The organism is Candidatus Pseudoscillospira sp. SGI.172 (genome assembly GCF_050313575.1).
GTDB lineage: Bacteria > Bacillota > Clostridia > Oscillospirales > Oscillospiraceae > Vermiculatibacterium.
This window is the reverse complement of sequence record NZ_JBNPLQ010000002.1, coordinates 1-26,845: the sequence shown is the minus strand read 5'-3', so window position 1 is coordinate 26,845 and position 26,845 is coordinate 1. Positions and strand designations below refer to the sequence as shown.

The following is a 26,845-nucleotide window of genomic DNA, read 5'->3' as shown; positions in this document are numbered from 1 at the left end:
GGCGGAGAGGAGGCGCGGCATGGGGAAAAGAAGTCTCATCACCTGGCTCAACGAGCGGTTTTCCCGCGGGAGCATCCGCAGCACCATGTTCGCCTCCTTCACGGTGAGCGCCGTGGTGGCCATTCTCCTGACCGGAGCCACCCTCTTCGCCCGGTTTTCCGCCCAGATGGACGCCACCATTGAAGAGGAAAACCAGATCCTGGTCGATCAGGTGAACCAGTCCCTGTCCACCTATCTCCGGGATGTGATCCGCCTGTCCGACTCCCTGAGCTACAACGTCATCAAAAACACCGACATGGAATCGGAGCGTCTGGACGAGCGGATGCGCCTGCTCTACAACACATACTCCGACTATGTGGAAAATATCGCTCTCTTCGACAGCGCAGGGGCCCTTGTCGCCACCGCGCCTCCCGCCCGGCTCCGGGAGGGAGCGGACGTGCGGGAGCGGGACTGGTTCCGGCGGGCGATGGAGCGTACCGAAAACATCCATTTCGGCGGTCCGACGGTGGAAAATCTCTTTGCCGACGACGCCTACCGCTGGGTCATTCCCCTCTCCTGCGCGGTGGAGCTGACCCGGGGGCGGGAGACCGGGTTGGGAGTCCTGCTCATCGATCTGAAATATCAGGCGGTGTCCGACCTCTTTTCCTCGGTGCAGCTGTCGGGCAACGGCTATGTCTACCTGATCGACGGCGCGGGGGAGCTCATCTACCACCCCGCCCGCCAGCGGATCGCCACGGGGCTGGTGGAGGAGACCAATCTGGACGCCGCCCGGCGCTCCGACGGGGTGTACACCGAGTATCGGGACGGCCAGCTCCGGTCGGTGATCGTCCGGGGCGTGGGCTACACCGGCTGGAAGGCGGTCGGGGTGGTGAGCCAGCCCGGCTTCCGGCTGGGCGGCAGCCAGGACATCCTCTTCACCGTGGTGATTTTCTGCGCCTTTTTCGCCCTGCTGATCCTGATGAACTTCTATCTCACCACCAAGATCACCGACCCCATCCGCCTGCTGGAAGAGTCGGTGGCCCGGCTGGAGCAGAGCATGGAGGGCTCCATCTATGTGGGAGGCACCACCGAGACCCGCACCCTGGGCCAGGCAGTGCAGAAGCTGGTGGATCAAATGCGCAAGCTCACCGACGACATCGTCCGGGAGCACGAGGAGAAGCAGAAGAGCGAGCTCAACGCCCTCCAGGCCCAGATCAACCCCCACTTTCTCTACAACACCCTGGATACCATCGTTTGGATGATCGAGAACGAGCGGGAGGAGGACGCCGCCCGGGCGGTCACCGCCCTGGCCCGGTTTTTCCGTATCAGCCTGTCCAAGGGGCGCAACATCATCCCCGTGCGGGACGAGCTGGAGCATGTGCGCAACTACCTGCTCATTCAGGAGATGCGCTATAAGAACAAGTTCCGCTACGAGATCCTCTCCGAGCCTGCGGTGGAGGAACTGTCCACCATCAAGCTGGTGGTGCAGCCCATCGTGGAGAACGCCATCTACCACTCCATGGACTTCATGGACGGCGGGGACGGCCTCATCCGGATCACGGCCCGTCTGGCGGAGGGAGAACTCCAGATCTCGGTGGAGGACAACGGCCTGGGGATGACGCCCCAGGTGGTGGAGGGACTGCTGGCCGGCTCCCCCGCCGCCGAGCCCAGGGTCCCCGGGCGCGGTTCCGGCATCGGGCTGAAAAATGTCCAGGACCGCATCCGGCTCTATTTCGGCGCCCAGTACGGCGTCACCATCGACAGCGAGCCCGATGCGGGGACTCTGGTGACCCTGCACATGCCCACGGTTCCCTTCGGGGAAATGGAGGAGTCGTAATGCGGAGGGGGGAAAAGTGTCTGCTGCTGGCCGTGCTGGCCACTCTTATGGCCGCCCTGATCCTGCTGCTGATCCAAAGCGCCGGGGGCGGCGGGGCGGCCGAGGTCTACCACGTCTCCGTCCTGCTGGATGCGGCGGAGAGCGACCGGTGGAAAAATCTCCGGGCCGGAATGAACCAGGCCGCCCTGGAGCGAAATGTGGATCTGCGGTTCATCCCCCGTTACGATGAAGGGGCCGCCCAGTCCGAGATCCTCCGGCAGGAGTGGGAGGGCGGTGCCGACGGGGTGATCGTACTGCCGACGGAAGACCTGACTCCGGTCCTGAAGGAGGCCCCCGACCGTCTGGCGGTGGGGATCCTTGGGCCCCGGACCGCCCGGGGCGTGGGGGACTGCTGCATCGCGCCGGACTATGCCGGGATGGGCCGCAGTCTGGCTGAGGCGGCGGCGGAACTGGGGAGCTGCACCCTCTATGTGGAGGAGGGAGCGGGTCAGACCGCTCTGGAGCTGGCCCAGGCGGTGGAGGCCGGACTGGCCGGGCTGGGCGTTCCCTGCGAGCGCCGCACCGCCGATCCGGCGGATCTGCCTCCCCTGCCGGAGCACGGGGCCCTCGCAGCGGTGGAGCCGGAACTGCTGGAGGCCATCTGCGCCGTGCGCGGGACCAGAGGCCGGGCCTTTGGCGTGGGGACCTCCGACACTCTCCTCCGTGCGCTGGAGGAGGGCAGAGTTGCCGCCATGGTGGTCCAGAGCGACTACGACATGGGATACCTGGCGGTCTCTCAGGTAACGGAACAGCTCACCCGGGGGAAGACGGGGGATGTGACGCTGGAGACCTATACGGCCACGGGAGAGAACATGTTCCGGCGGCCCATGGCGGACATTCTGTTCGCCAACTATTGAAACGGGGGTGAAGCCGATGTCCATCAGAAGGGTTCCGGCCCTCGTGCTGGCGGCGGCCCTGCTCTGCTGCGCGGGCTGCGGCGGAGGAGAACCCGACAGCAGCGTGATCCGCATCGGGATCACCGTCTACAAGGGAGACGACACCTACCTCTCCAACATGACGGCGGCCTTTCAGGAGAGCGCCGACGCCTACTGCCGGGAGACAGGGGCCAAGGTCTCGGTCACGGTCACCGACGCCCAGGAGAGCCAGGCCACCCAGAACAGCCAGATCGACCGGTTCATTTCCCTGAACTACGACGTGCTGTGCGTCAACATGGTCGACCGCACCGACGCCGGGCGGGTGGTGGACAAGGCCCGGGCGGCCGACGTGCCCGTACTCTTCTTCAACCGGGAACCGGTGCGGGAGGATCTGACTTCCTGGGACAAGGTCTACTATGTGGGTTCCGACACCCGGGAGTCCGCCGAGCTCCAGGCGGGGATCATACTGGATCTGTGGCGGACCGATCCGGCCCGGCTGGACAGGAACGGGGACGGGATGCTCCAGTACGTTATGTTTGAGGGAGAGACCCGTCACCAGGACACCATCATCCGCACCGAAGTACCCATCCAGATCTTAAAGGACGCCGGGATCCCGCTGGAGCGGCTGGACGGCGGTCAGGCCAACTGGAGCCGCAGCCAGGCCGCGGCCCTGGCGGAGAACTACTTCAAGACCTATGGCGACGCCATTGAGGTCATCTTCTGCAACAACGACGACATGGCCCTGGGCGTGGCGGACACCGTGGAGCGGCTGGGGCTGGATTTCCGCAACATCGTCGGCATCGACGGAACCCCCCAGGGACTGGAGGCGGTGGACGGAGGAAAGCTGCTGGGCACGGTGGTCATGGACTACGCCGCCCACGGGGATACCCTGTTCCGCATGTCCCTCGCCCTGGCCGGCGGAGGGGATGTCAACAACACCGCGGAGATCCGGGAGGACCGGTCGGTGCGCATCCCCATGTCGGTGCATATCCGAAAATAAGAACGGGAGTTTTGTCAAACTGAACAAAGTATTTTCTCCAATCGAAGATATTTTATGAATGTCAGTAAAAATTTCTATGGTTTTTTTTGCGGACATCCGATAAGATAGGGTCAGACGGGGTTTCTGCCCGGTCAAAAAAATTCAAGGAGGAATTACAGACATGAATCTGAAGAAACTGACCTCTCTCGCCCTTGCGCTCACCATGACGGCCTCCCTGGCCGCCTGCTCCGGCGGCCCCAGCAAGCCCAGCGAAGCTCCCGCTGAGTCCCAGGCTGCCGAGTCCGCCGCCCCCGTCACCTCCGATCTGAAGGTCGGCGTGTTCTACTATCAGTACTCCGACCCGTACATCACCAGTGTCCGTACCAACATGGACGCCAAGCTGACTGATCTGGGCGTGACCTTCCAGGACTTCGACGGCGCCAACTCCCAGCCCACCCAGACCGACCAGATCAACACCGCCATCACCGACGGCTATAACTTCCTGATCGTCAACATCGTGGAGACCGCCTCTCCTGAGGCTGCCCAGGGCGCTGTGGACGCCGCCAAGGCCAAGGACATCCCCATCGTGTTCTTCAACCGCGAGGTCTCCGACGAAGTGGTCAACAGCTATGAGAAGTGCGCCTTCGTGGGCACCAACGCCCCCGAGGCCGGCCATCTCCAGGGCAAGATGATCGGCGAGTACCTGGTAGCCAACTGGGATACCGTGGATCTTAACGGCGACGGCAAGATCTCCTACGCTCTGATGAAGGGCCAGGAGGGCAACGCCGAGGCCGAGGCCCGCAGCCAGTACGGTGTGGAGGACGCCAACGCTGTCCTGACCGCCGCCGGCAAGCCCGAGCTGTCCTACTTCCTGGGCGACACCGCCGCCACCAAATATCAGGTCGACCCCAACGGCGCCTGGTCCTCTCAGGCCGGCTTCGACTTCATGTCCACCAACCTGTCCTCCTACTCTGACGCCAACAAGAACATGATCGAGCTGGTCATCTGCAACAACGACGGCATGGCCGAGGGCGTGGTCTCCGCGCTCCAGAGCGTGGGCTACAACACCGGCGACGGCAAGTCCATCCCCGTGTTCGGCGTGGACGCCACCGATTCCGCCAAGGCCCTCATCAAGGCCGGCCAGATGACCGCCACCGTCAAGCAGGACGCCGTGGGCATGGCCGAGACCATCTGCGCCCTGACCGCCAACGTCAAGGACGGCAAGGCCGTCATGGAAGGCATCGCCGACACCTACAACGTGGACTCCGGCGTGGCCAAGGTCCGTGTGCCTTACGGCGTGTACGATGCCACCAGCGCGGACTGATGGCCCCTCGCCCGCTCTGCGTGATCTGATCCGTTATGGCCGAGCGGGGCTGCCAGCGTCGGCAGCCCCGCTCTTTCCCATCATTTTTGTTTCGCTGCGGAGCCTCGGCTTCCGCTGTGCAGGCCCGGGCACGGCGGAAGCGGCGGCTTCGCAGACCCGGCGGCCCCGGGCCGTCAAGAGAGGAGGATGTAAATGGAAGGAACTGCTCTTCTGGAGATGCGGGGCATCTCCAAGGAATTCCCGGGCGTCAAGGCCCTGGACAATGTGTCTCTCACCGTCCGCCCGGGGACCGTCCACGCCCTGATGGGGGAAAACGGCGCGGGCAAGTCCACGCTGATGAAGTGTCTCTTCGGCATTTACAGCAAGGACAGCGGCACCATCGTCCTGGACGGCAAAGAGGTGGACTTCAAAAGCTCCAAGGAAGCCCTGGAAAACGGTGTGGCCATGGTCCATCAGGAGCTCAACCAGGCCCTCACCCGCAGCGTGCAGGATAACCTCTGGCTGGGCCGCTACCCCACCGTGGGGGGCATCATGGTCAGCGAAGGGGCCATGCGGAAAAAGACCCGGGAGATCTTCAACGATCTGGCGGTGGAGGTGGACCCCAGCGCCATCATGCGCACCCTGCCCGTGTCCAAGCGGCAGATGGTGGAGATCGCCAAGGCCGTGAGCTACCACTCCAAGGTCATTGTCTTTGACGAGCCCACCTCCTCCCTCACCGAGACCGAGGTGGAGCATCTGTTCCGCATCATCAACATGCTGCGGGACCAGGGCTGCGGCATCATATACATCTCCCACAAGATGGAGGAGATCCTGCGCATCTCCGATGAGGTCACCATCATGCGGGACGGCACCTGGGTGGCCACCCGTCCGGCCAAGGACCTGACCATGGAGGAGATCATCAAGCTCATGGTGGGCCGGGAGCTGACCAACCGCTTCCCGCCCAAGAACAATGAGCCGGGAGAGGTCATCCTGGACGTGGAACATCTCTCGGGCAAGTACACCCGGCTCAAGGACGCCTCCTTCCAGCTGCGGAAGGGCGAGGTGCTGGGCATCGCAGGCCTGGACGGCTCGGGCCGCACCGAGGTTCTGGAGAATCTCTTCGGGGCCATGACCAAGGAGAGCGGCACCATCCGTCTCCACGGCAGGGAGATCCACAACCGCTCCCCCAGGGAGTCCATCAAAAACGGCTTCGCCCTGCTCACGGAGGAGCGCCGGGCCACCGGCATCTTCGGCATTCGGGACATCCGGGAAAACACCGTGATCTCCAACCTGAAAAACTACCTGGTGGGCGGCATCTGCCTGAGCAACAAGAAGATGGCCGAGGACACCGCGTGGTCCATCCAGGCCATGCACATCAAGACCCCCAGCCAGTCCACCCAGATCCGCTCCCTCTCCGGCGGCAACCAGCAGAAGGTCATCATCGGCCGGTGGCTGCTCACCAAGCCAGAGGTGCTGCTGCTGGATGAGCCCACCCGGGGCATCGACGTGGGCGCCAAGTATGAGATCTATCAGCTCATCCTCAACCTGGCCGAAGAGGGCAAGGGGGTCATCATGGTCTCTTCCGAAATGCCCGAGCTGCTGGGAGTCTGCGACCGCATTCTGGTCATGTCCGGCGGCCGGGTGGCCGGAGAGGTCGACGCGAAAAACACCAGCCAGGAAGAGATCCTCACCCTGGCGGCCAAATATGTGTAAGGGGAGGGACACCATATGAGTCAGGAGTCCAAACAGCTTCAGGAGACTGCCCGGAAGGCGGTCGACATCAAAAACGTGGGCAACTTCGTTCTCAACAACGCGCTGATCATTCTGATGGTCATTGCCGCCATCTACATCGCCATCATCAACCCCAACTTCCTCACCACTGGTTCCATCATCAACATCATCTCCCAGACCGCGGCCTATCTGCCCGCCGCTCTGGGCATCGGCGGATGTATCGTCCTCACCGGCACCGACCTCTCCGCCGGACGGATTGTCGGCCTGACCGCCTGCATCTCCGCTTCCCTTCTTCAGAGCACCCTCAACATGGCCAACAAGATGTGGCCCGAGATCGGCGCGCTGCCCGTCTTCGTGGTCATTCCTCTGGTGATGCTGGTGGGCGCGGCCATCGGAGCGTTCAACGGCTTCTTTGTGGCCAAGTTCAAGCTCCATCCCTTCATCGTGACCCTGGGCACTCAGCTCATTGTCTACACCATGCTGCTGATCTATGTGACCCTGGGCAACAACAACGGCATGGCCATCGCCAACCTGGACAAGAGCTACACCGATTTTGTCAAGGGCCCCCTGTTCAGCGTGGGAGACATCGCAGTGCCCCGCTACGTCCTCTATGCGGTGATCCTCACCGCCATCATGTGGTTCATCTGGAACAAGACCACCTTCGGCAAGAACATGTTCGCCCTGGGCTCCAATGAGGAGGCCGCCAAGGTCTCCGGCGTCAACGTCTTTGCCACCACCGTGCTGGTCTTTGCCCTGGCCGGAGCCATGTACGGCTTCACCGGCTTCATCGAGGGTGCCCGTGTGGCCTCCAACACCGCCAACACCGGCTTCAACTACGAGCTCGACGCCATCGCGGCCTGCGTCATCGGCGGCGTCAGCTTCGTCGGCGGCATCGGCAAGATCTCCGGCATCGTCATCGGCGTTCTGATGCTCCGGCTGATCTTCATCGGCCTGAACATGATCCCCGGCATGAACCAGAACTTCTTCTACCTCATCAAGGGCGCCATCATCCTCTTCGCCTGCGCGCTGGATATGCGCAAGTATCTGACCAAGAAATAAGCTGCTTTCACAGCCTGACAGGGAGGCCCCGGCGGGCCTCCCTGTTTTTATCCGGGGGGAGAGACCCCACCCCGATCCACGGAAAGGATGAAAGAAAGATGACCACCTGCAAGACCATTCTGAAGAGTCTGGCTGCCGGAACCTATGACCAGCGGCTGGAGCGCCTCTGCTGCGGCGCGCCCATGGCGGCGGCCCAGCGGGAGCGCATTGCCGGAGCGGTGCGCCGCTACCAGGAGCTCTTTTCCGCCGGGCCGGACGCCCCCGCCGCCGTGTTCAGCGGCCCGGGCCGCACCGAGATCGGCGGCAACCACACCGACCACCAGCACGGCCGGGTGCTGTGCGCCAGCGTGAACATGGACATGCTGGCGGTAGCCGCGCCCAACGGCACCGAAACCATCCGGGTGCGGAGCGAGGGCTACCCCGACCTCGCCGTCGACCTGTCCGTCCTCACCCCCGTGGCGGCGGAGGCCGAGACCTCGGCCGCGCTGGTGCGGGGCGTGGCCGCCGGGGTGGCCGAGAAGGGCTATACGCCCAGGGGCTTCGACGCCTACGTCACCTCCAATGTGCCCGCCGGGTCCGGCCTCTCCTCCTCGGCGGCATACGAGGTGCTCATGGGAGTCATTCTCAACCACCTCTTCTGCGGCGGCACCCTGAGCGCCGTCACGCTGGCCCAGTTGGGTCAGGCGGCCGAAAACCGCTTCTTCGGCAAGCCCTGCGGCCTGATGGACCAGACGGCCTCCGCCGTGGGCGGGGCGGTCTCCATCGACTTTCAGGATCCCGCCGCGCCGGTGGTGCGCCGGGTGGACTTTGACTTCTCGGCCGCCGGGCACGCCCTGTGCATCATCGACTCCGGGGCCGACCACGCCGACCTCACCGCCGAGTATGCCGCCATTCCCGGAGAGATGAAGGCGGTGGCGGCCGCCCTGGGCAAGACCGTCCTCCGGGAAGTGGACGAAGCGGAGTTCCGCGCCCACATTCCCGCCCTGCGAAAGGCGCTGGGAGACCGGGCGATCCTCCGGGCCATGCACTTCTTTTCCGAGGACCGGCGGGCGGCCGAGGAGGCCGAGGCCCTGGAGCAGGGGGATTTTGACCGCTTCCTGGCCCTGGTGCGGGCCTCCGGGCTCTCCTCCGCCCTGCGGCTGGAGAACACCTGGGCCGCCGCCGACCCCCGCCAGCAGGCCATCCCCGTCGTCCTGGCCCAGGCTGAGGAGCTGCTGGGCGGGCGGGGCGCCGTCCGGGTCCACGGCGGCGGCTTCGCCGGCACGGTCCAGGCCTTTGTCCCCAACGATCTGCTCCCCTCCTTCCGGCTGGGGATGGAGGCCCTGCTGGGCCCCGGTATGTGCCATGTGCTCTCCATCCGCCCCGAGGGCGGATGCACGGTGATCGGGTGAGGTGACGGATATGAAAGATCTGGCCATTGAGAAGCTGGTCGCCTATGCCCGGCAGACCGGGCTCATCGAAGCGGGGGACGAGACCTGGGCGGTGAACACGCTGCTGGACGCCCTGGGCCTCTCCTCCTACACCCCCTCCGGCGCTCCCGTGACCGGGGAGATCGACCTGGCCCGGGTGCTGGACGAGCTCACCGACGACGCCGCCGCCCGCGGCCTGCTGGACGGCTCCTCCATCACCGAGCGGGACCTGTTCGACACCATGCTCATGGGGCGGATCACCCCCCGCCCCGCCCAGGTGACCCGGCAGTTCCGAACCCTCTATGCCCAGTCCCCCCGGGCGGCCACCGACTGGTACTATCGATTCAGCCAGGACACCAACTATATCCGGCGGGATCGCATCGTCAGGGACATGAAGTGGGTCGTTCCCACAGAATACGGCGAGCTGGATATCACGGTGAACCTCTCCAAACCGGAGAAGGACCCCAAGGCCATCGCCGCCGCCCGGGACCTCCCGGCGGGGGGCTATCCCATGTGCCAGCTCTGCGCTGAGAACGAGGGCTACGCCGGCCGGCTGGACCACCCCGCCCGGTCCAGCCACCGCATCATCCCCATCACCATCCACGGCGCGCCCTGGTTTTTACAGTACTCCCCCTACGTCTACTACAACGAGCACTGCATCTGCCTCAACGCCCGGCACACCCCCATGAAGATCGACCGGGCCTGCTTTGCCAAGCTGCTGGACTTCGTAAGGCAGTTCCCCCACTACTTTGTGGGCTCCAATGCCGACCTGCCCATTGTGGGCGGCTCCATTCTGGCCCACGACCACTTCCAGGGCGGGCGCTACACCTTCGCCATGGAGAAGGCCCCGGTGGAGACCCCTGTCTCCTTCCCGGACTACCCCGGCATCCGGGCGGGGATCGTCCGCTGGCCCATGTCGGTGCTGCGGCTCACCGGGCCTGACCCGGAGGCGCTCACCGATCTGGCCGACCGCATCCTCCGGAGCTGGCGGGGCTATACCGACGCCGAGGCCGTGATCTTTGCCGAGACCGACGGCGTGCCCCACAACACCATCACCCCCATCGCCCGCCGCCGGGGGGAAGACTACGAGTTGGATCTGGTGCTCCGGAACAACCTCACCACCCCGGAGCATCCTCTGGGGCTCTACCACCCCCACGCCGAGCTGCACCACATCAAGAAGGAGAACATCGGCCTCATCGAGGTGATGGGTCTGGCCGTGCTCCCCGCCCGTCTCAAGGAGGAGCTGGGGGCGGTGGCCGACGCGCTGGTCCGGGGCGCCGATCTCCGCGCCGACGAGCGCACGGTCAAGCACGCCGACTGGGCTGAGGGCTTCCGGAACAAATACGGGACCATCGATTCCTCCAACGCCCTGGACATCGTGAAGAAGGAGACCGGTCTGGTCTTTGCCCAGGTGCTGGAGCACGCCGGGGTCTACCGGCGGGATGCGGCCGGACGGGAGGCCTTCCTCCGGTTCATAAGGCAGGTGTGAGGGGATGGACCTGATCGAACGGCCCTTCGGTACCACCGCGGACGGGCAGGCGGTCTCCTGCTGGACGCTGACCAACACCTGGGGCATGACCGCCGAGGTGCTCACTTACGGGGCGACGCTCCGCGCGCTCTGCGTCCCTGCCCCAGAGGGGATCCGGGACGTGGCCCTGGGCTTTGACAGCGTATCGGCCTATGAGGCCCATCAGGATACCGCCATGGGCGGGGTGGTGGGCCGGGTGGCCGGACGCATCGGCGGGGCGTCCTTTTTTCTGGACGGAAAGGCGTTTCCCCTCTCCCCCAGTCAGGCGCCCAACTGCCTGCACGGCGGCTTTTTCGGCTTCCACCGCCGGGTGTGGCAGGCGCGGCCCGCCCGGCGGGGCGGGCTGGAGCTCTCCTATGTCAGTCCGGCGGGAGAGGAAGGCTTTCCGGGCCGGGTGGAGGTCCGGGTGACCTACGCCCTCACGGAGGACAACGCCCTGTCTCTTTTCTACCACGCCGAGACCGACGCCCCCACCGTCCTGAATCTCACCAACCACAGCTATTTCAATCTGGCCGGACACGCCGCGGGAGACGTGGCGGAACACCGGGTGGAGCTCCGGGCCGACCGGTATCTGGAGCTGGGGGACGGCAGCATGCCCACGGGGCGGCTCCCGGATGTGGCCGGGACCCCCTTCGACCTGCGCCGTCCCACCCTGCTGGGGCCGGGACTGGACAGCGATCACCCTCAGATCCGGGCAGGGCGGGGCTACGACCACTGCTTTGCGCTGGGCGCAGAGCCCCGGGTCCCCTGCCGGCCGGCGGCACGGGTGGAGGCCGCCGGGGTGCGGATGGAATGTGAGACCACCCAGCCCGGACTGGTGCTTTACACCGCCAACTATCTGGAGGCTCCCGACGGAAAAGGGGGCGCCCATTACCGCCCCCGCTCCGGGCTGTGCCTGGAGGCCCAGAACTGGCCGGACGCCATCCACCACGGGGACTTTCCTGACAGCGTCCTGCGTCCGGGGGAGCGGTACGACCAGGAGACCCGTTATCGGTTTTCTATCTGCTGAACCAAAAAACGGCTGCCCCCAGCAGGGGACAGCCGTTTTTACGGATCGCTCCGAGGCCGCTCAGGCCCTCAGGACAGGCAGGATCACACCGTAGAAAAGCGCACCCAGGCCCCCGCAGGTGGCCAGCGTGATGATGGGATTGATCTTGCACCTCCAGACCATAAACAGAGCCACGCCGAAAAAGAGGAGGCTGTAAACGCTGGTGATGGAGATCTTCGCCACCGAGAGACAAGAGGCGGCGATCAGCCCGATCACTGCCGGGCGGATGCCGGACAGGGCGTTTTTCAGCGCAGGGCTGTCCTTGAACTTGGAGAAGTAGATGGACACGAGGAGGGACAGACAAAAGGGGATCAGCAGCGTACACAAAGAGCAGATAATCCCGCCGCCGATGCCGAAGAGGTTGTAACCCACAAAGGTGGAGGAATTCACCGCGATGGGGCCGGGGGTCATCTCGGCAATGGCCACGATGTTGACAAAGTCGGCGGGATTGATCCAGCCGTGACCGTCCACCACCTCACGCTGAATAAAGGAAAGGACGGCGTAGCCTCCGCCAAAGGAGAACGCGCCGATCTTCAAGAAGGAGAAGCAAACTTGCAGCAGCAGATTCATTTGGACTCCTCCTTTTTTTCCCGGTGGGCATCCACCGCTTTGACCACCTGGCCGCGCAGCAGAAGGCCGTAGGCAGCCGAACAGACCACCACCACAATGGGGTGCAGGCCAAACACAGCCACGGCCACAAAGCCGAACAGCGCCACGATCCAGTTAAAATACGCTCCCACCTTGGCCGACTTGGCCAACTTGACCACCGCATACAGGATGAGGGCTGCCACTGCGGGCCGCACGCCGTTAAAAATATACTGCGTCACGGGATAGTCCATAATATTGTGAAACACCATGGCGATGAGCAGGATAATGATGACCGAGGGAGTCGCCGCCCCCAGAACAGCCGCCACGGAGCCGGGCGCCCGGGCCACCCGATAGCCCACAAAGGTGGCCGAGTTGGTGGCCAGGGGCCCGGGCAGGCTGTTGGTCAGGGAGATGGCGTCCAGGAATTCTTCGTCCGTCATCCAGTGCTTGGTCTCCACCACCTCCCGCTGAATGATGGGCAGCATGGCATATCCGCCGCCGATGGTGAACAGTCCGATCTTAAAAAATACCAGAAAGATTTCGAAAAGCCGCTTCATTCCTCCGCCTCCCACTGTTTGATGGTGACCTTATCTTACCGCGCAAGATTTCAAATTGCAATACTCTGTTTTCCTTTTTGAAATAATATAACCTTTTGTACGATTCTTTTGACACCAATTGTAATCCATTTTGACAAATTTGATAAAAAATATATTTCAAAAAGAAAACTCGTTGCTTTTTTTCTGGATATTCGTTACAATATACGGTAATGCGCTACCTTGTAAAAATATGGGGGAGATCCTGATGAAAAGCAACACCCTGGATCGGGCGGATCAGCAAATTTTAGACATTTTAATTGAAAATTCCAGAACTTCTCTTATTGAGATCGCAGATCGGGTGGGCTTGTCCCGGGTGGCGGTCAAGAACCGCATGGACGTCCTGGAGCAAAAGGGTGTCATCGAGCGCTACACCATTGTCTTAAACCCGGAAAAGGTGGGACGGAACGTCTCCGTCTTTTTTGACCTCCAAGTGCAGCCCGCCCACCTTCGAGAGGTCGCGGACCGGCTGATCGAGGAAGAGGCTGTCACGGACGTATATCTGATGACCGGCCCCGGCAAGCTCCACGTGCACGCGGTCCTGGAGATGAATCAGGACCTGGAGCATTTTGTCCTGGAAAAGCTCTACCCCCTTCCCGGTATTGAGCATATCAGCAGTGATATTATCGTCTCCCGGATCAAGACGCGCAAGGGAATCCGCATCTGAGAAAACGCAAAAGCGAAATATTGACAAAAAGTATTATAATTGACACTTTTACAACAGAGTGACAGCTTCCCAGTCGGGAGAGCTGTCATTTTTTTATGTATTTCCCCTGGAGGTAAGTACTGTTTTTTATGGGGATTTGGGAAAAAGATTAAAAAAAGAAGAAAACGGGCGGCGATTTTTGTCAGAACAACGAAAGTTGTCAAGATGACAAAAGAAAGTGTTGCAAAAATGTGGCTGTGGCCTTATGATAAGAAAAACAATTTGACAATGTAGTTAGCAAAAGGAAAGCTATAACTTTCTTTTCGGGAGGCGCTGTTGATGCGAAAATACGTTTTCAAGCGAATTGTGCTGATGTTTTTGCTCCTGCTGGGCATGAGTTTTATTGTGTTTGCCAGCTTGTACATTGCCCCCGGAGATCCGGCCACCATGGTGGCCGGCGTCAGCGCCACAGAGGAGGATATTGCCCAGGTGCGGGCCAGCCTGGGGCTGGACAAGCCCTTTCTGGTCCAGTATCTGATCTATCTGAAAAACCTCGTCACACTGGACCTGGGCACCTCCTACACCACCCGGCAGCCCATTCTCAACGAGATTCTGGTCCGCCTGCCCAACACGCTGAATCTGGCCTGTGCCAGTATGATCCTGGCCGTGCTGGTGGGCATCCCGGCCGGTATCCTCACCGCGCTGAAAAAAGACAAGCTGGTGGACAATGTGCTCACCACAGGCTCTCTTATCGGCATCTCTATCCCCAACTTCCTTCTGGGCACGATTTTGATGTACATCTTTTCCGTGGTCCTCAAATGGCTCCCCTCCGGCGGCATGACGCACTATTTCTGGACCCCAATCGGCTTTAAGGAGGTCATCCTCCCCGCCATCGCCCTCTCCACCGCCACCGTGGCCAGCTTCACCCGCATCGGCCGCTCGGCCATGCTGGACGTGCTCCAGTCCGATTACATCCGCACCGCCAAATCCAAGGGTCTCAAGCGCAAGACTATCATCGGCGTCCACGCTCTGCGCAACGCCCTCATCCCGCTGGTCACCCAGTTCGGCACCAGCTTCGGCGGACTGCTGGGCGGCGCCATCATCACCGAGCAGGTGTTCGTCATCAACGGCATCGGAACCTATCTCATCAAGGCCATCAACAACCGGGACTACCCGGTGGTCCAGAGCACCGTTCTGGTGATCGCGGCCATGTTCATCCTCATCAACCTGCTGGTCGATCTCTTCTACTGCGTCATCGATCCGCGCATCAAATATGAATAAGGGAGGTGCGCGGCATGGATGAGAAAAAGCGCAGTCACCCCATTCGCGCAGCCTTTCGCAAGCTGCTGAAAAACAAGTTGGCCACGATCTGCTTTTTCCTGCTGATCGCAGAGGTCGTTCTGGTGGTCCTGGCGCCGGTGATCTCTCCCTACGGCTATGAAGAGCAGGATCCCTCCATCCGCCTCCGCCCCGGCATCTGGGCTAAGTGGACGGTGGAGACAGACGTCAATGCCCCCGGCTACAAGCCCACCGAGCAGTACGTTCCGGGACACCCTTTGGGCACCGACAACTTCGGCCGGGATGTCTTTTCCCGCCTTCTGTGGGGCGGCCGGGTCTCGTTGATGGTCGGCTTCGTCTCCACGGCCATGGGCCTTGTGGTGGGCGTCGCCTGCGGACTGCTGGCCGGGTACTACAAAAGGCTGGACAACATTATCATGCGGTTTATGGATCTGCTGTTCACCTTTCCCAGTATTTTGCTGGCAATGCTGATCGTGGCCATGCTGGGCGTCAACACCTTTAACGCCATGCTGGCCATCAGCATCTGGTCCATCCCCTCCTTTGCCCGAATGGTCCGGGGCAAGGTGCTCCAGATCAAGGAGGAGGACTACGTGATGGCTACCCGCTCCCTGGGCGCCCGGGACTCCCGCATCCTGCTGGTCCACGTGCTGAAAAACGCCCTGCCCACCATCATCGTCATTGCCACCATGCGAATGGCCACTTCCATTATCTCCATCTCCACTCTGAGTTATCTGGGCATGGGCGTCACACCTCCCATGCCGGAGTGGGGCGGAATGATCGCCGCAGCCAAGGAATATCTGTGGCAGCGGCCCAGCCTGATCTTCGTGCCCGGCCTGGCGGTGATGATCACCGTGATCTGTTTCAACATCCTGGGGGACAAGCTCCGGGACATCCTGGATCCCAGTCTGAAGGACTGAATCGGTATTGTTTGCCAAGGACGGCTGGCAATAGAAAGAGTCAAAAAATAGGAAAAGGAGAGAAAAAAATGAAATCCTGGAAGAAGCTCATCTGCTTCGCCACCGCCTGCACCCTTTCCCTGGGCCTGCTGGCCGGCTGCGGCGACGGCAGCACCACCCCCGCCGAGAGCGCAGCTCCCGCGAACTCCGCTGCGGCCGGATCCGCAGAGGGCAAAATGTTCAACATTGCTCTCACCGCTCCCTTCACCGGCTTTGACCCCCTGCGGACCAACGACTCCGCCTCCACCTATGTCAACGCCCAGATCTATGAGACCCTCTACCGCATCGACCCGGTGTCCGGCGAGTACAACTGCCTGCTGGCCGCCGACTATCCCGAGTTCTCCGAGGACGGCCTGACCGCCACCATCAAACTCCGGAAGGGCGTCACCTTCCAGGACGGCACCCCCTTTAACGCCGAGGCGGTGAAGTACACCTTCGAGCTCATCAAAAACCCCGACTTCGGCTCCGCCCGTGCCTCCATCGCCGGCTCCATCGACACCATTGAGTGCCCCGATGAGAACACCGTGGTGCTCCACCTGAAGTATGAGGACGGCGTGCTGCTGGCCAAGCTGGCCCACACCAACTCCGCCATTGTCTCTCCCACCGCCCAGCAGAAGCAGGATCTGATGACCCAGCCCTGCGGCACCGGCCCTTACCAGTTCGTCAGCAGCGTCTCCGGCTCCAATGTGGTGCTCACCCGCAACGACAACTACTGGGGGGACAAGCCCGCCATCAAAGACGTGACCATGACCATCATCACCGAGGAGTCCACCGCCATCGCCCGGATGGAGACCGGCGAGGCCGACTTCATGCCCAGGATCTCCGTGGAACAGCTGCCCCGGGTGAAGGCTATGTCCAGCGTGACCTCCGACACCTCTGAGGCCGCCCAGATCTACTACTTTGCCATGCGGGCGGAATCCGCCGTCAACCCCATCATGGCTGAGAAGGACTTCCGCACCGCTCTGGCCAAGGGCATTGACAAGCAGGGCTACGTGGATTACATCATGGAGGGCTACGCCTCTGTGGCCAACTCCGTCCTGGGCCCCAAGATCTTCGGTTACACTGAAGAGGCCGAGACCCACAACATCGCCTATGATCCCGACGGGGCCAAGGCCATCCTGGACGCGCATCCCGGCTGGGCCGACGAGGAGATCCTCTTCCTGGTCCCGTCCACTCCTGTCTACTCCAAGATGGGCGAATATCTCCAGGCCAGCCTGACCAAGGCCGGCTTCAACAAGATCAAGATCGAGACCATCGACTGGTCCGCTTGGCTCACCGAGAGCAAGGCCGACGGCCGCTTCGACGTCACCATGGCCGCCTGGTCCAACGTGACCCGGGACGGTTCCGAGCTGATGGAGCCCAACTTCCACTCCGTCAACGGCGCGAAGCGTATCCGCCTGCTCGCCGCCGATGCCGCCACCCTGGACGGCTACATCGACGCCAGCAAGACCACCTCAGAGAAGGACCTTCGGATCGAGAACCTGCTCAAGGCCAACGCCCTGCTGATGGATGAGGCCTATGTGCAGCCCGTCTACAACTCCACCAACCTGTTCTGCTACAACACCGCCTATACCGGCGTCACCCTGGATGCCAGCGGTACATTCTACGTCAGCGACTTCGGCTACGCGGCCTGAGCGCCGTCTCGTCTCCCGCGCCGCCCGGCGGGGCGGCGCGGCGGGACGGCTGAACAAATCCCGGTGCATGTTCAGCTCCGCCCTTCCCGGCGGGGAGGTCGGAGCTGAACACGCACCTGTTTCTGAGGAGGATGCCCCATGGGGAAAAAAGTGCTTGAAGTGAAGGACCTGGTCACCACCTTCCGCATCGACAAAAAAGAATATGAAGTCCTGCGGGGCGTCTCCTTTGACATCGAGGAGAACGAAACGCTCTGCATGGTGGGTGAATCCGGCTGCGGCAAGAGCGTCACCACCCTGTCCATCATGGACCTGCTGCCGGGCAACGGCCGGGTGGTCTCCGGCAGCATTAAGCTCAACGGGCAGGAGCTGACCACCATGTCCCCCCGGGAGCGGAACGCGGTGCGGGGCAAGCAGATGGGCATGATCTTTCAGGAGCCCATGACCGCCCTCAATCCCCTGCTCACCATCGGCCGTCAGATGACGGAAGAGCTCATTCTCCACCGGAACATGAGCAAAAAAGAGGCCTACGACACCGCCGTGGGCTATCTGGAAAAGGTGGGCATCGCCAACCCTGCCGACCGGATGAAGCAGTTCCCCTTCCAGCTCTCCGGCGGCCTGCGTCAGCGTATCATGATCGCCATGGTCATGGCGGTGAAGCCTTCCCTCCTGATCGCCGACGAGCCCACCACCGCCCTGGATGTGACCATCCAGAAGCAGGTGCTGGTCCTGCTCAACAAGCTCAAGAAGGACGTCTCCACCGGCGTGCTCTTTATCACCCACGACCTGGGCGTAGTGGCTGAGATCGCCGACCGGGTGGTCATCCTCTACTCCGGGCGGAAGGTGGAGGAGGGGAGCATCGGCGCCATCTTCTCCAAGCCGCTCCACCCCTATACCATCGGACTGATGAGGGCCGTGCCCAACGTGGATGAGGACAGCTTCGACATCCAGCCCATCCCCGGCACCTTCCCCAACATCACCGAGGAGATCGGCGGCTGCCGGTTCCATCCCCGCTGCCCCTACGCCACCGACCGCTGTCGGGCCGAGGTGCCGGCAGAGCTGGAGGTCGAACCGGGGCACCTGGTCTGCTGCCATAAGGTGGCGGAGGAATACGGGAAGGAGGGTCACAGATGAGCGGAGAGAGAAAAAAACTGCTGGAACTGAAAAAGCTAAAGAAATATTTCCCCGTCCGCAGAGGGGTCAACATCAAAGCCGTGGAGGACGTGACCTTTTCCATTTATGAAGGAGAAAAGTTCGGCGTGGTGGGCGAATCGGGCTGCGGCAAGTCCACCCTTGGACGTGTGATCCTCCAGCTCTATCCCCAGACCTCCGGAGCGTGCATCTATTACGGGCGTACCCGGGATGAGATGTGTCCCAAATATCTGGCCAAGGAAGTGGCCAGGCTGCCCGCCTACCAGAAGGCGGCTGTGGACTTCTATCAGAAGTCCGTGGGCGTGGAGAAGAAAGCCGACGTCCTCCGGGGGGAGATCGAGGCGCTCTCCGCGCTGGGCAGCGACAAGGAGGTCAAAAAGGAGGCCAAGCTCCAGAAAAAGCTCAGTGAACTGGAGTTTCAGGCCCGGGAGCTGCGGAAGGACGCCTCCCGGCAGCTGCGGGAGGGCTCCCGCACCGTGGGCTCGCTGATCCTCTGCAAGGACCTGCCCAAGATTCAGGCGCTCTTTGACCAGGCGCAGAAGGCGACGGCGGCCGCCGCCTCAGCCATGAAGAAGTTCCGGGAATATGAAAAGCAGTATGAGGAGGGCCGGGTGGATGGCGCCCCCGACAGCGGCCTCAAGGCCAAGATGGATGCCGCCCGGGCGGAGGCCGACCGGCTGGTGGAGACCTCCCGCAATTACCGCCTTCAGGCCTTCCGGGACTACCGGGGCAAAGACGTTCTGCCCATCACCGAGCGCACCCAGGACCCCGCCTATCAGGCCAAGCTGGACGGCAACTATGAAACCGGCATCAACCTGGGCAAGCTCACCGGGGACGAGATGCGGGAGCTGCGCCGGGAGATGCAGATGATCTTCCAGGACCCTGCCGCCTCCCTGGATCCCCGCCAGAGCGTGGGCAAGTCCATTGAAGAGGTTTTTGTCATCAACACCGACTTCCCCGCCGAGGTCCGCCGGGAAAAGACCATGGACCTGTTGGAAAAGGTGGGCCTCAAACGGGAACACTACTACTCCTATCCCAACGCCCTCTCCGGCGGCCAGAAGCAGCGGGTGGGCATCGCCCGGGCCATCGCCCTGGACACCAAGTTCGTGGTGCTGGACGAGTCGGTCTCCGCGCTGGACGTGTCGGTCCAGGCCCAGATCCTCCAGCTCCTCAACGAGCTGAGCGCCGAAAAGCATCTGACCTACTTTTTTATCACCCACGATTTGGGCGTGGTCAAGCACTTCTGCGACCGCATCCTGGTCATGTATCTGGGCAACGCCTGCGAGCTGGCCGATTCCAAGGCTCTGTTCCACACCCCCCTCCATCCCTACACCGAATCCCTGCTGGCCTCCGTGCCCCGGCTGAAGGTGGGACAGGAGCACTCCACCGAGTCCGTACTGGAGGGAGACGTCCCCAGCGCTATGACTCCGCCCTCCGGCTGTCCCTTCCACACCCGCTGTGCCAGGTGCATGGATATCTGCTCCCGGGAGAAGCCCCTGATGAAGGAACGGGAACCGGGCCACTTTGTGGCCTGCCATCTCTACGACAAAGAGAAAGGAGCTCCCCGCTCATGAATACCGTTTTTGACCCCGTCTTTCAGCGCTATCCCTCTCAGCGCTATCCCATCTACGCCCGGGGCGGCATGGTGAACTGCTCTTCTCCCCAGGCCGCCGCCGCCGGACTGGAGGTCCTGCGCCAGGGGGGCAACGCCATGGACGCCGCCGTCGCCGCCGCCGCCGCCCTCACAGTGGTGGAGCCCACCGCCAACGGCATCGGCGCCGACGCCTTCGCTCTGGTGTGGTCGGAGAAAGATCAAAGGCTCTACGGGCTCAACTCCAGCGGCCCGGCCCCTCAACTGGCCTCCATCGGGCAGGTACTGGCCGATCACCGGGATGTGGACGGCAAGATGCCCACCTATGGCTGGACCCCCGTGACGGTGCCCGGCGCACCCAGGGCGTGGGCGGAGCTGTCCGGCCGGTTCGGACGTCTGCCCCTGTCCAAGTCGGTGGCTCCCGCCGTGCGCTACGCCCGGGAGGGCTACCCCTGCTCCCCCAATCTGGCCGTCATGTGGCAGCGGGCCTTTGGAAAATACCGCCAGACCTGCACCGGGCCGGAGTTTGAGGAGTGGTACCGGACCTTTGTTCCCGAAGGGCGGCCCTATCAGGCGGGAGACATGATCCGCCTGCCCCATCACGCCGACACCTTGGAGGCCATCGGGGAGACCGGGGCCGAGGCCTTTTACTCCGGGGACATCGCCCGGAAGATCGACACCGACAGCCGCAAGTTCGGCGGCTATCTCCGCTATGAGGATCTGGCCGCCTATCAGGCCAGGTGGGTGGAGCCCATCTCGGTGGATTACCGGGGCTACCAGGTCTGCGAGATCCCGCCCAACGGGCAGGGGATCGCCGCCTTGATGGCCCTCAATGTCCTCAAAGAGTTCTCCTTCCCCGAGAAGGACTGTGTCCAGACCTATCACCGGCAGCTGGAGGCCATGAAGATGGCCTTTGCCGATGCGTTCCGCTATGTCACCGACCCCGACTGCATGGAGCTGGACTACCACCGGCTGCTCCTGCCCGCCTACGGGGCCCAGAGGGCCGCTGAGATGGGCGGGACCGCCCGGGTCTACACCCACGCCCTCCCGCCCAAGAGCGGCACCGTCTATCTGTGCTGTGCCGACGGGGAGGGGAATATGGTCTCTTATATTCAGTCCAACTACATGGGTTTCGGCTCCGGCATCGTGGTGGGCGGCACTGGTGTGGCGCTCCAGAACCGGGGGCACGATTTCTCCCTGGACAGCGCCGACGCCAACTGCCTGAAACCCGGCAAACGGAGCTACCACACCATTATTCCCGGCTTTCTGATGAAGGACGGAAAACCGGTGGGACCCTTCGGTGTCATGGGCGGCTACATGCAGCCCCAGGGCCATGTGCAGGTGGTCATGAACTATGTGGACTTCCATCTGGATCCCCAGCAGGCTCTGGACGCTCCCCGGTGGCAGTGGATGCGGGACAACTCGGTCACGGTGGAGACCCGCTTCGACATGGAGCTGGCCCGTGGGCTCCAGCGCCTGGGCCACGACATCCGCGCCGATCTGTCCACCCCCAGCTTCGGCCGGGGGCAGATGATCGTCCGGCTGGACAACGGCGTGCTGGTGGGCGGCACGGAATCCCGCACCGACAGCAACATTGCCTGCTTCTGACTGCTGGTTCAAAAAAAGAAGAAAGACGGGCCGCCTTGTGGCGGTCCGTCTCTTTTTGTTCAGCCCGGAAGCTGCCGGCCGGTGTGGTCGATGGTGTAGGGCTTGGGGAGAATAAGCTGAGAGATGGGCACAAAGGTGTATCCCTGCTGAAGGAGAGCCTCCAAAATGGCGGGCAGCGCCTCCGGGGTATGGATGGCGGCATTGTGAAAGAGCACGATCGACCCAGGCTGCACCTTGGAGGTGACCCGCTGGGTGATCTCCGAAGCCGGGAGCTCCTTCCAGTCCAGAGAATCACGTTCCCATATAGGTTCAAGTTGTTGAGAAGAAATCATTATTTCTCTTTAGGGTAATATTTGCGTCCACGTTTTTCCCCCATAGGCTTTAGGTCTCCGGCCTGGACTAGCCGCTTCAAGATATGATGGGCCTGGGGCAAATTGATATGGAGTAATTCAGCGACGTCGGATCGGTAACAGATCTTTGCTGTTTGCCAGCTTAAGAACCAACTCCGAATAGCGCACTTGATCGATATCTGTCTGGCGGACACAGGCTATATCCCGCTCATTCTGCCTATACATCTTTGAGCTCAGCAGGTATTGACGGCCCCTTCCATTTCCATATAGTAGTCGTTGACCTCCTCCATGCTTGGGCAAAAGAAAGACTGGGATTGTGCTTGATCCAAGGGTTCATTCAATAATCAGTGTTTTCTGTTTTTTCCGTAAAAGACCGCGCCCATCACGGCTGCAACAGGAACACTCAAAATCACGGCTGCGGTACTGCACAGACCCTGCGCAAGCTCCACGGCCAGAAAATCCGAACTCAGCAGCTGATGGAACTGAATCCCATAAGAGCAAAATACCATCATAGTGGCCAGCGCGCCGCCCGTAAAGGCAAAAATCAGCGTGTTGCTCATAGTTCCAATCATATCCTGTCCAAGATTCATGCCGCTGCGGAACAGCATTCCGGGGGTCGGAGCTTTGGCTGCGATGGCGACCTCCCGCAGGGCGGACAGGATCGACACGGCGACGTCCATCACGGCGCCTACGGAGGAGATCATGATCCCGGCAAACAACAGGGTGCGAATATCCAGGCCGGTGCCTTGGACGATCAACAGCAAACCCTCCGCTTCATCGGTCTGAAAGCCGGTCAGATGGAATTGAGAGGAAGCGACAGCGAACAGCACGCATGCTGCCAATTCGCCAAGCAGAGTCGCTCCGATTCCCAACAGGCATTGCTTGGTGGGACCATGCAGTAAAACCAATGTAACCGCTGTGGTAAGCAGCGCCGTAACAAGCCCCATCACAATGGCGGAGTGTCCGTTATACAGTGCTGGAAGAAGCACACGCAGGATAAAGAGCAGGGAAAACAGAATGGCAAGGCATGCATCTGCGCCCTTGCGCTTTCCGATTACAATCATGCACAGGATAAAGCAAACGATCAACCCCGCAATGGCGCCGCTCCGGTCATAGTTATAGACAGTATAGTACGGCGCGGCATTTTCCGGAACATCTGCACAAACGATAATCTTTGTACCCTCTTCCGTCAAAACATTGTGTGTCTCAGTCAGATAATTTGTCAGATAAACTTCTTCGCCGTCGGCCAGGCGAACCAACAGTTCCTGAGCGCCCAATTGCTGCCCGGTGCCGAGGGAACTATCCTCTAATTCCTCTGACAGGATTTCCAGCACTTCGGCCTGAACATAGTGCAGCGTATCGGTTTCAAATCTATGATACGAGTTTAATCCCACTGGGCAGAACCACATTAGCAACATGGACGCCAGCACGGCCAGCTCCACCAGGAATTTCATTTGTTTTTGTTTCTTAATTTCTTCCATATACAGCATCCCACAAACGGGAGGCGGCGAAATTCTGCCGCCTCCCGTTTTCCGTTTTTGCTTCCCAGCGGAAATCCCGTCGGATTGTTGTTGATTTGTGGATTACACGACAAGTTCAAATATCCGTCTGATCGGCACAAAACCGCATCAAAATGGCCGCCAGCTGGGCACGGGTAGATATATCAGCCGGAGAGAGGGTGGTTGCAGAGGTTCCGCTGACAATGCCATGCTCCACAGCCCAGGCCATGGCGGTTGCGGCATAACCGGAAACTTCACCCTGATCCTGGAAGGAATCCAAAGCGTAGCTGCTCTCGGGGCTTCCGGCATAACGCCACAGCATGGTCACCAGCTGTTCCCGCGTAATGGGATCATTCGGCCCAAATGTTCCGTTTCCATATCCGCCGACAATTCCGTTGGCGGAGGCCCAGGCCACAGCGTCCGTATAGTACTGGTCCGCCGCCACATCGATGAACCCCGCCACACCGGAAACGGCCGGGGTATTTTCCATGCGATACAGGATGGTGACAATCATGCCCCGGGTGGTCGTGATATCAGGTCCAAAAGCGGCGTTACTGATCCCATTCATCAGACCCGCGCTGTGAACATAGTCGACAGCGGCCTTGTACCATGCGTTCTCCGCCACATCCATGAAGGGATTCTCAGCAGTTTCCTCCACCGCCCTGAACACCGCTTTAATGGTGTGCGCGGCACGGACATTCTCAAAGGTGTACCGGGACACAGCGCCTACGCTCTTGCCGTCCACCAAAACGTCCTTCAGTTCGTACCCGCTGCCGGCTTTCACTGTGAAGGTCTGGTCACCGCCCCTCTCCACGCGGATGGATCCGTCGGGAGAAATGGTTCCCCCCTGACCGGCCTCAGCCCTGATGGTATACTGACTGGAGTTGCTGGTACTGCCGGAGGAAGATCCGCCGGAGGTGCCGCCGCTGGAGGCGGTTTCAACCTGCACCACGGTCATGGTGCCGGAGACCTCACAGGCCGCCAGCAGCAGGGGGATGCCGGTTTTGCTGTCGGCAGCGGAGACAAAGCACAGGCCCTCAGGGGACACGTCGCCCTGGATGTCAGCGTCAAACTCCCGGGAGTTGATGTAGTTGACAAATTTGGCGTTGGCGGGGACGGTAATGTCGTAAACCATCACGCCGCCGATGCGCTCCAGAGCGATGAAGGCGTAGGTCTTGTTCTTGACTGTACCGGTGACAACGCTCTCGGGCTCAGGCCCCTTTTTGCCGGATCGGTTATCCAGACTGATTTTGTCGTTGGAGCAGTTGAAGTAGTCTCCAAGCTTTTCAGCGGTAATCTCCTCGAAGTCGCTGCCGCTGTCGTAAGTCCAGATCAGGCCGTTCGCAGTTACCTCGTAGATGGAAAAGGAGCGACCACCAAAGACATATGCCTTGTCGGTATCCAGACCATCCCACTTGGTGGCGTCGAACCAGACGACCTCCTCGCTCAGGGTCACATTTCCGGTGGGAGAGGTCTTTCCCGCGTATTCATTGTCCATGCCAGCCCAATCAGCGCGGCTGTCGCCCTCGTTGGCGGTGAGTAGGTAGTCCTTGCCGCCGATGGTGACAACGGAAATGCCGTCGGGCATCTTGATACCATAGATATTTTTGTAATTGGAAAGCTCGATGGTACCATTTTTCTGGAGATCGACCTTGGTTTTGCTGTAGTCCTGCAAGCCCAGAGGGTATACGCCGGTAAACTCGCCCTTCTCAATATTCAGCACGGCGATGGCGTTGGCCTCCTGAAGGGCGACATAGGCGGTCGTGCCGGAGACAGCAATATATTCCGGCTCAAAGTCAGTGGAGGGGTTGGAATTTTTCTGAATCAACACACCAGACTTGGTCAGTTCCTCGCGCTGAGCGTCAAGGTGGTCGAAAGTCACGGTATTGACTGTTCCGCCGATTTTGACGATGGACACGGAGCCCTTGGGGTCAGTACCGCTCGTACCTTCCCGGGGTTCGCCTTCGTCAGCGGTGAGGATGGTGTCGTTGTCCGCAAAGGTCACCATGTCAGGCTGCACACCCACAGTATAGGTGCCGTTCAACTCCAAGGAGCCGTCAGTCTTGCAGGTGAAAATGGCCACGACACCGTTGGCGGCGTAATTCTCGGCCTGAATGGCCACGGCCAGCTTGCTTCCATCGGGGGAGATGGCCACGGAGGTCATGTCGCCATAGGTGAAGTCTGCGATGTCAAAGGTTTCCTTGCTCAGGTCATACTCGGTACCGGACAGAGCCACCACTTTGTTGCCGTCCAAGCTATCGTTCAGGTTCACGGCGATCAGCTTGCCCTTGACGCCGCTGACAGCGTAGGCATAGCCGTTGACGGGATTGTATTGCACAATCTCCAGGCTGCCGCCGTCGGAGGCCATGGCGCCGGAGTTGTAGCGGCCTGCCAGCTCCAGCTTCAGGGAGCCGGTGGCGTCATAGTAGCCCTTCACGCGGGTGTCGGAGGTCTTAACGGGGGTGTAGACGGGCGTCTCAGGCTCGGCAGCGACCAGGCTGCCGTATTCGCCCTTGCTGTTGTGGGGAGCGTATTGGGCCAGGGTATCCGCTGTGGCGGTCATCTTGCCCTTCTCCCAGACGACGATGCGGAAGTCTTCATTCGTGTCGGTATCGGCGTGGTCTACCCGCTGCAGGGTCTTCTGCTTGGAGACCTTGATCGCATCAACATTCTCGTTCGCAGTCACAGAATCCAGTACGGTCCCGCCCTTTTTCAGCGTGATAGTGTAATTCTTGTTGTTGATCTGCCAGTCGCAGGTCTGATCTGCCTCGGGCAGGTTGTAGGTCTGATATTCGGCGGTGGTCCCGGCGCTGGCGCCCATGATCAGGTAGGAGCTCTTGGCGGGGATGGACTTGCCTCCGGTCAGATCCAGGCTTTTGTCTCCATAGGACAAGGTGTAGCCGTCCAGAGAGACCGCCTCGTCAGTGGGGTTGTAAAGCTCAATAAAGGAGTTGGCGATGGGGGTCTCGCCCTTGCCGCCGTCGCCGTAGACCTGGTCGATGAGCAGCTTGGCGGGTTCCTCGGTCTGCTGGGCGGTCTTGTTGATGGTGAAGGTGTCCAGCACGGACATGTCATTCACATTGTAGGTGGTGATGGTGAAGGTGTTTTCAGAGACCGTCGCCTTGGAGATGCTGGGCTTCTTACC

General features: G+C 61.4%; 21 protein-coding genes. 16 read left to right on the top strand and 5 right to left on the bottom strand.

Annotated features, from left to right (window positions below; translation table 11 throughout):
* Positions 1-19: 19 nt before the first annotated feature.
* The 9 genes from ACQRD3_RS01390 (at position 20) to ACQRD3_RS01350 (ending at position 11,748) form a co-directional block, all read left to right on the top strand.
* Complete coding sequence (locus tag ACQRD3_RS01390; RefSeq protein ID WP_427779352.1) at positions 20-1,816, top strand: histidine kinase; 1,797 nt, start codon at positions 20-22, stop codon at positions 1,814-1,816.
* Complete coding sequence (locus ACQRD3_RS01385) at positions 1,816-2,712, top strand: hypothetical protein (RefSeq protein ID WP_427779350.1); 897 nt, start codon at positions 1,816-1,818, stop codon at positions 2,710-2,712. Before ACQRD3_RS01390 ends, ACQRD3_RS01385 begins: the two co-directional genes overlap by 1 nt.
* 16 nt (positions 2,713-2,728) lie before the next feature.
* On the top strand, positions 2,729-3,730 hold the full coding sequence (locus tag ACQRD3_RS01380) for a galactose ABC transporter substrate-binding protein (RefSeq protein ID WP_427779348.1): 1,002 nt from the start codon (positions 2,729-2,731) through the stop codon (positions 3,728-3,730).
* Between the two features lie 160 nt (positions 3,731-3,890).
* Positions 3,891-5,033, top strand: a complete 1,143-nt coding sequence (locus ACQRD3_RS01375; RefSeq protein ID WP_198933217.1) for a galactose ABC transporter substrate-binding protein — start codon at positions 3,891-3,893, stop codon at positions 5,031-5,033.
* Between the two features lie 192 nt (positions 5,034-5,225).
* Positions 5,226-6,725 (top strand): sugar ABC transporter ATP-binding protein, encoded by a 1,500-nt coding sequence (locus ACQRD3_RS01370; RefSeq protein WP_427779346.1) that lies wholly within the window; start codon positions 5,226-5,228, stop codon positions 6,723-6,725.
* A 15-nt stretch (positions 6,726-6,740) separates the two neighbouring features.
* Complete coding sequence (locus tag ACQRD3_RS01365) at positions 6,741-7,802, top strand: ABC transporter permease subunit (RefSeq protein ID WP_080906783.1); 1,062 nt, start codon at positions 6,741-6,743, stop codon at positions 7,800-7,802.
* A gap of 98 nt (positions 7,803-7,900) precedes the next feature.
* On the top strand, positions 7,901-9,193 hold the full coding sequence (locus ACQRD3_RS01360; protein ID WP_427779344.1) for a galactokinase: 1,293 nt from the start codon (positions 7,901-7,903) through the stop codon (positions 9,191-9,193).
* 10 nt (positions 9,194-9,203) lie between these two features.
* Entirely contained in the window at positions 9,204-10,700 is a 1,497-nt protein-coding gene (locus ACQRD3_RS01355; RefSeq protein WP_080906785.1) for a UDP-glucose--hexose-1-phosphate uridylyltransferase, read from the top strand.
* Positions 10,701-10,704: 4 nt separating this feature from the next.
* Complete coding sequence (locus ACQRD3_RS01350; RefSeq protein WP_427779341.1) at positions 10,705-11,748, top strand: aldose epimerase family protein; 1,044 nt, start codon at positions 10,705-10,707, stop codon at positions 11,746-11,748.
* Positions 11,749-11,808: 60 nt separating this feature from the next.
* Here the strand turns inward: ACQRD3_RS01350 and ACQRD3_RS01345 are convergent, their stop codons facing one another.
* Together ACQRD3_RS01345 and ACQRD3_RS01340 are read right to left on the bottom strand one after the other, a co-directional pair.
* Positions 11,809-12,357, bottom strand: coding sequence for a chromate transporter (locus tag ACQRD3_RS01345; RefSeq protein ID WP_427779339.1), 549 nt, complete (start codon positions 12,355-12,357; stop codon positions 11,809-11,811).
* Positions 12,354-12,932: a chromate transporter gene (locus ACQRD3_RS01340; protein WP_080906788.1), complete on the bottom strand. Its 579-nt coding sequence runs from the start codon at positions 12,930-12,932 to the stop codon at positions 12,354-12,356. The genes ACQRD3_RS01345 and ACQRD3_RS01340 overlap by 4 nt, the downstream gene beginning before the upstream one ends.
* 244 nt (positions 12,933-13,176) lie before the next feature.
* Between ACQRD3_RS01340 and ACQRD3_RS01335 the strand changes: the two genes are divergently transcribed.
* The 7 genes from ACQRD3_RS01335 (at position 13,177) to ACQRD3_RS01305 (ending at position 21,851) form a co-directional block, all read left to right on the top strand.
* A complete protein-coding gene (locus ACQRD3_RS01335; RefSeq protein ID WP_158082911.1) occupies positions 13,177-13,635 on the top strand; it encodes an Lrp/AsnC family transcriptional regulator in 459 nt (152 codons plus the stop codon).
* A gap of 318 nt (positions 13,636-13,953) precedes the next feature.
* The gene (locus ACQRD3_RS01330) at positions 13,954-14,895 is read left to right on the top strand and encodes an ABC transporter permease (protein ID WP_080906790.1); all 942 of its coding nucleotides are present in this window, start codon (positions 13,954-13,956) and stop codon (positions 14,893-14,895) included.
* Between the two features lie 14 nt (positions 14,896-14,909).
* Entirely contained in the window at positions 14,910-15,830 is a 921-nt protein-coding gene (locus ACQRD3_RS01325) for an ABC transporter permease (protein WP_080906791.1), read from the top strand.
* 68 nt (positions 15,831-15,898) lie between these two features.
* On the top strand, positions 15,899-17,503 hold the full coding sequence (locus ACQRD3_RS01320; RefSeq protein ID WP_427779336.1) for an ABC transporter substrate-binding protein: 1,605 nt from the start codon (positions 15,899-15,901) through the stop codon (positions 17,501-17,503).
* A gap of 138 nt (positions 17,504-17,641) precedes the next feature.
* Positions 17,642-18,634: an ABC transporter ATP-binding protein gene (locus tag ACQRD3_RS01315; RefSeq protein WP_080906793.1), complete on the top strand. Its 993-nt coding sequence runs from the start codon at positions 17,642-17,644 to the stop codon at positions 18,632-18,634.
* Entirely contained in the window at positions 18,631-20,226 is a 1,596-nt protein-coding gene (locus ACQRD3_RS01310) for an oligopeptide/dipeptide ABC transporter ATP-binding protein (protein ID WP_427779333.1), read from the top strand. The genes ACQRD3_RS01315 and ACQRD3_RS01310 overlap by 4 nt, the downstream gene beginning before the upstream one ends.
* Positions 20,223-21,851, top strand: coding sequence for a gamma-glutamyltransferase family protein (locus ACQRD3_RS01305; RefSeq protein WP_427779331.1), 1,629 nt, complete (start codon positions 20,223-20,225; stop codon positions 21,849-21,851). The genes ACQRD3_RS01310 and ACQRD3_RS01305 overlap by 4 nt, the downstream gene beginning before the upstream one ends.
* 59 nt (positions 21,852-21,910) lie before the next feature.
* Here ACQRD3_RS01305 and ACQRD3_RS01300 read toward each other — a convergent pair whose 3' ends face one another.
* The 3 genes from ACQRD3_RS01300 to ACQRD3_RS01290 all read right to left on the bottom strand — a co-directional run.
* Entirely contained in the window at positions 21,911-22,183 is a 273-nt protein-coding gene (locus tag ACQRD3_RS01300) for a hypothetical protein (RefSeq protein ID WP_427779329.1), read from the bottom strand.
* Between the two features lie 362 nt (positions 22,184-22,545).
* Positions 22,546-23,691, bottom strand: a complete 1,146-nt coding sequence (locus ACQRD3_RS01295) for a YibE/F family protein (protein WP_427779327.1) — start codon at positions 23,689-23,691, stop codon at positions 22,546-22,548.
* Between the two features lie 106 nt (positions 23,692-23,797).
* Positions 23,798-26,845 (bottom strand): choice-of-anchor I family protein (locus ACQRD3_RS01290; protein WP_427779325.1); only part of this gene is annotated, 3,048 nt, incomplete at its 5' end.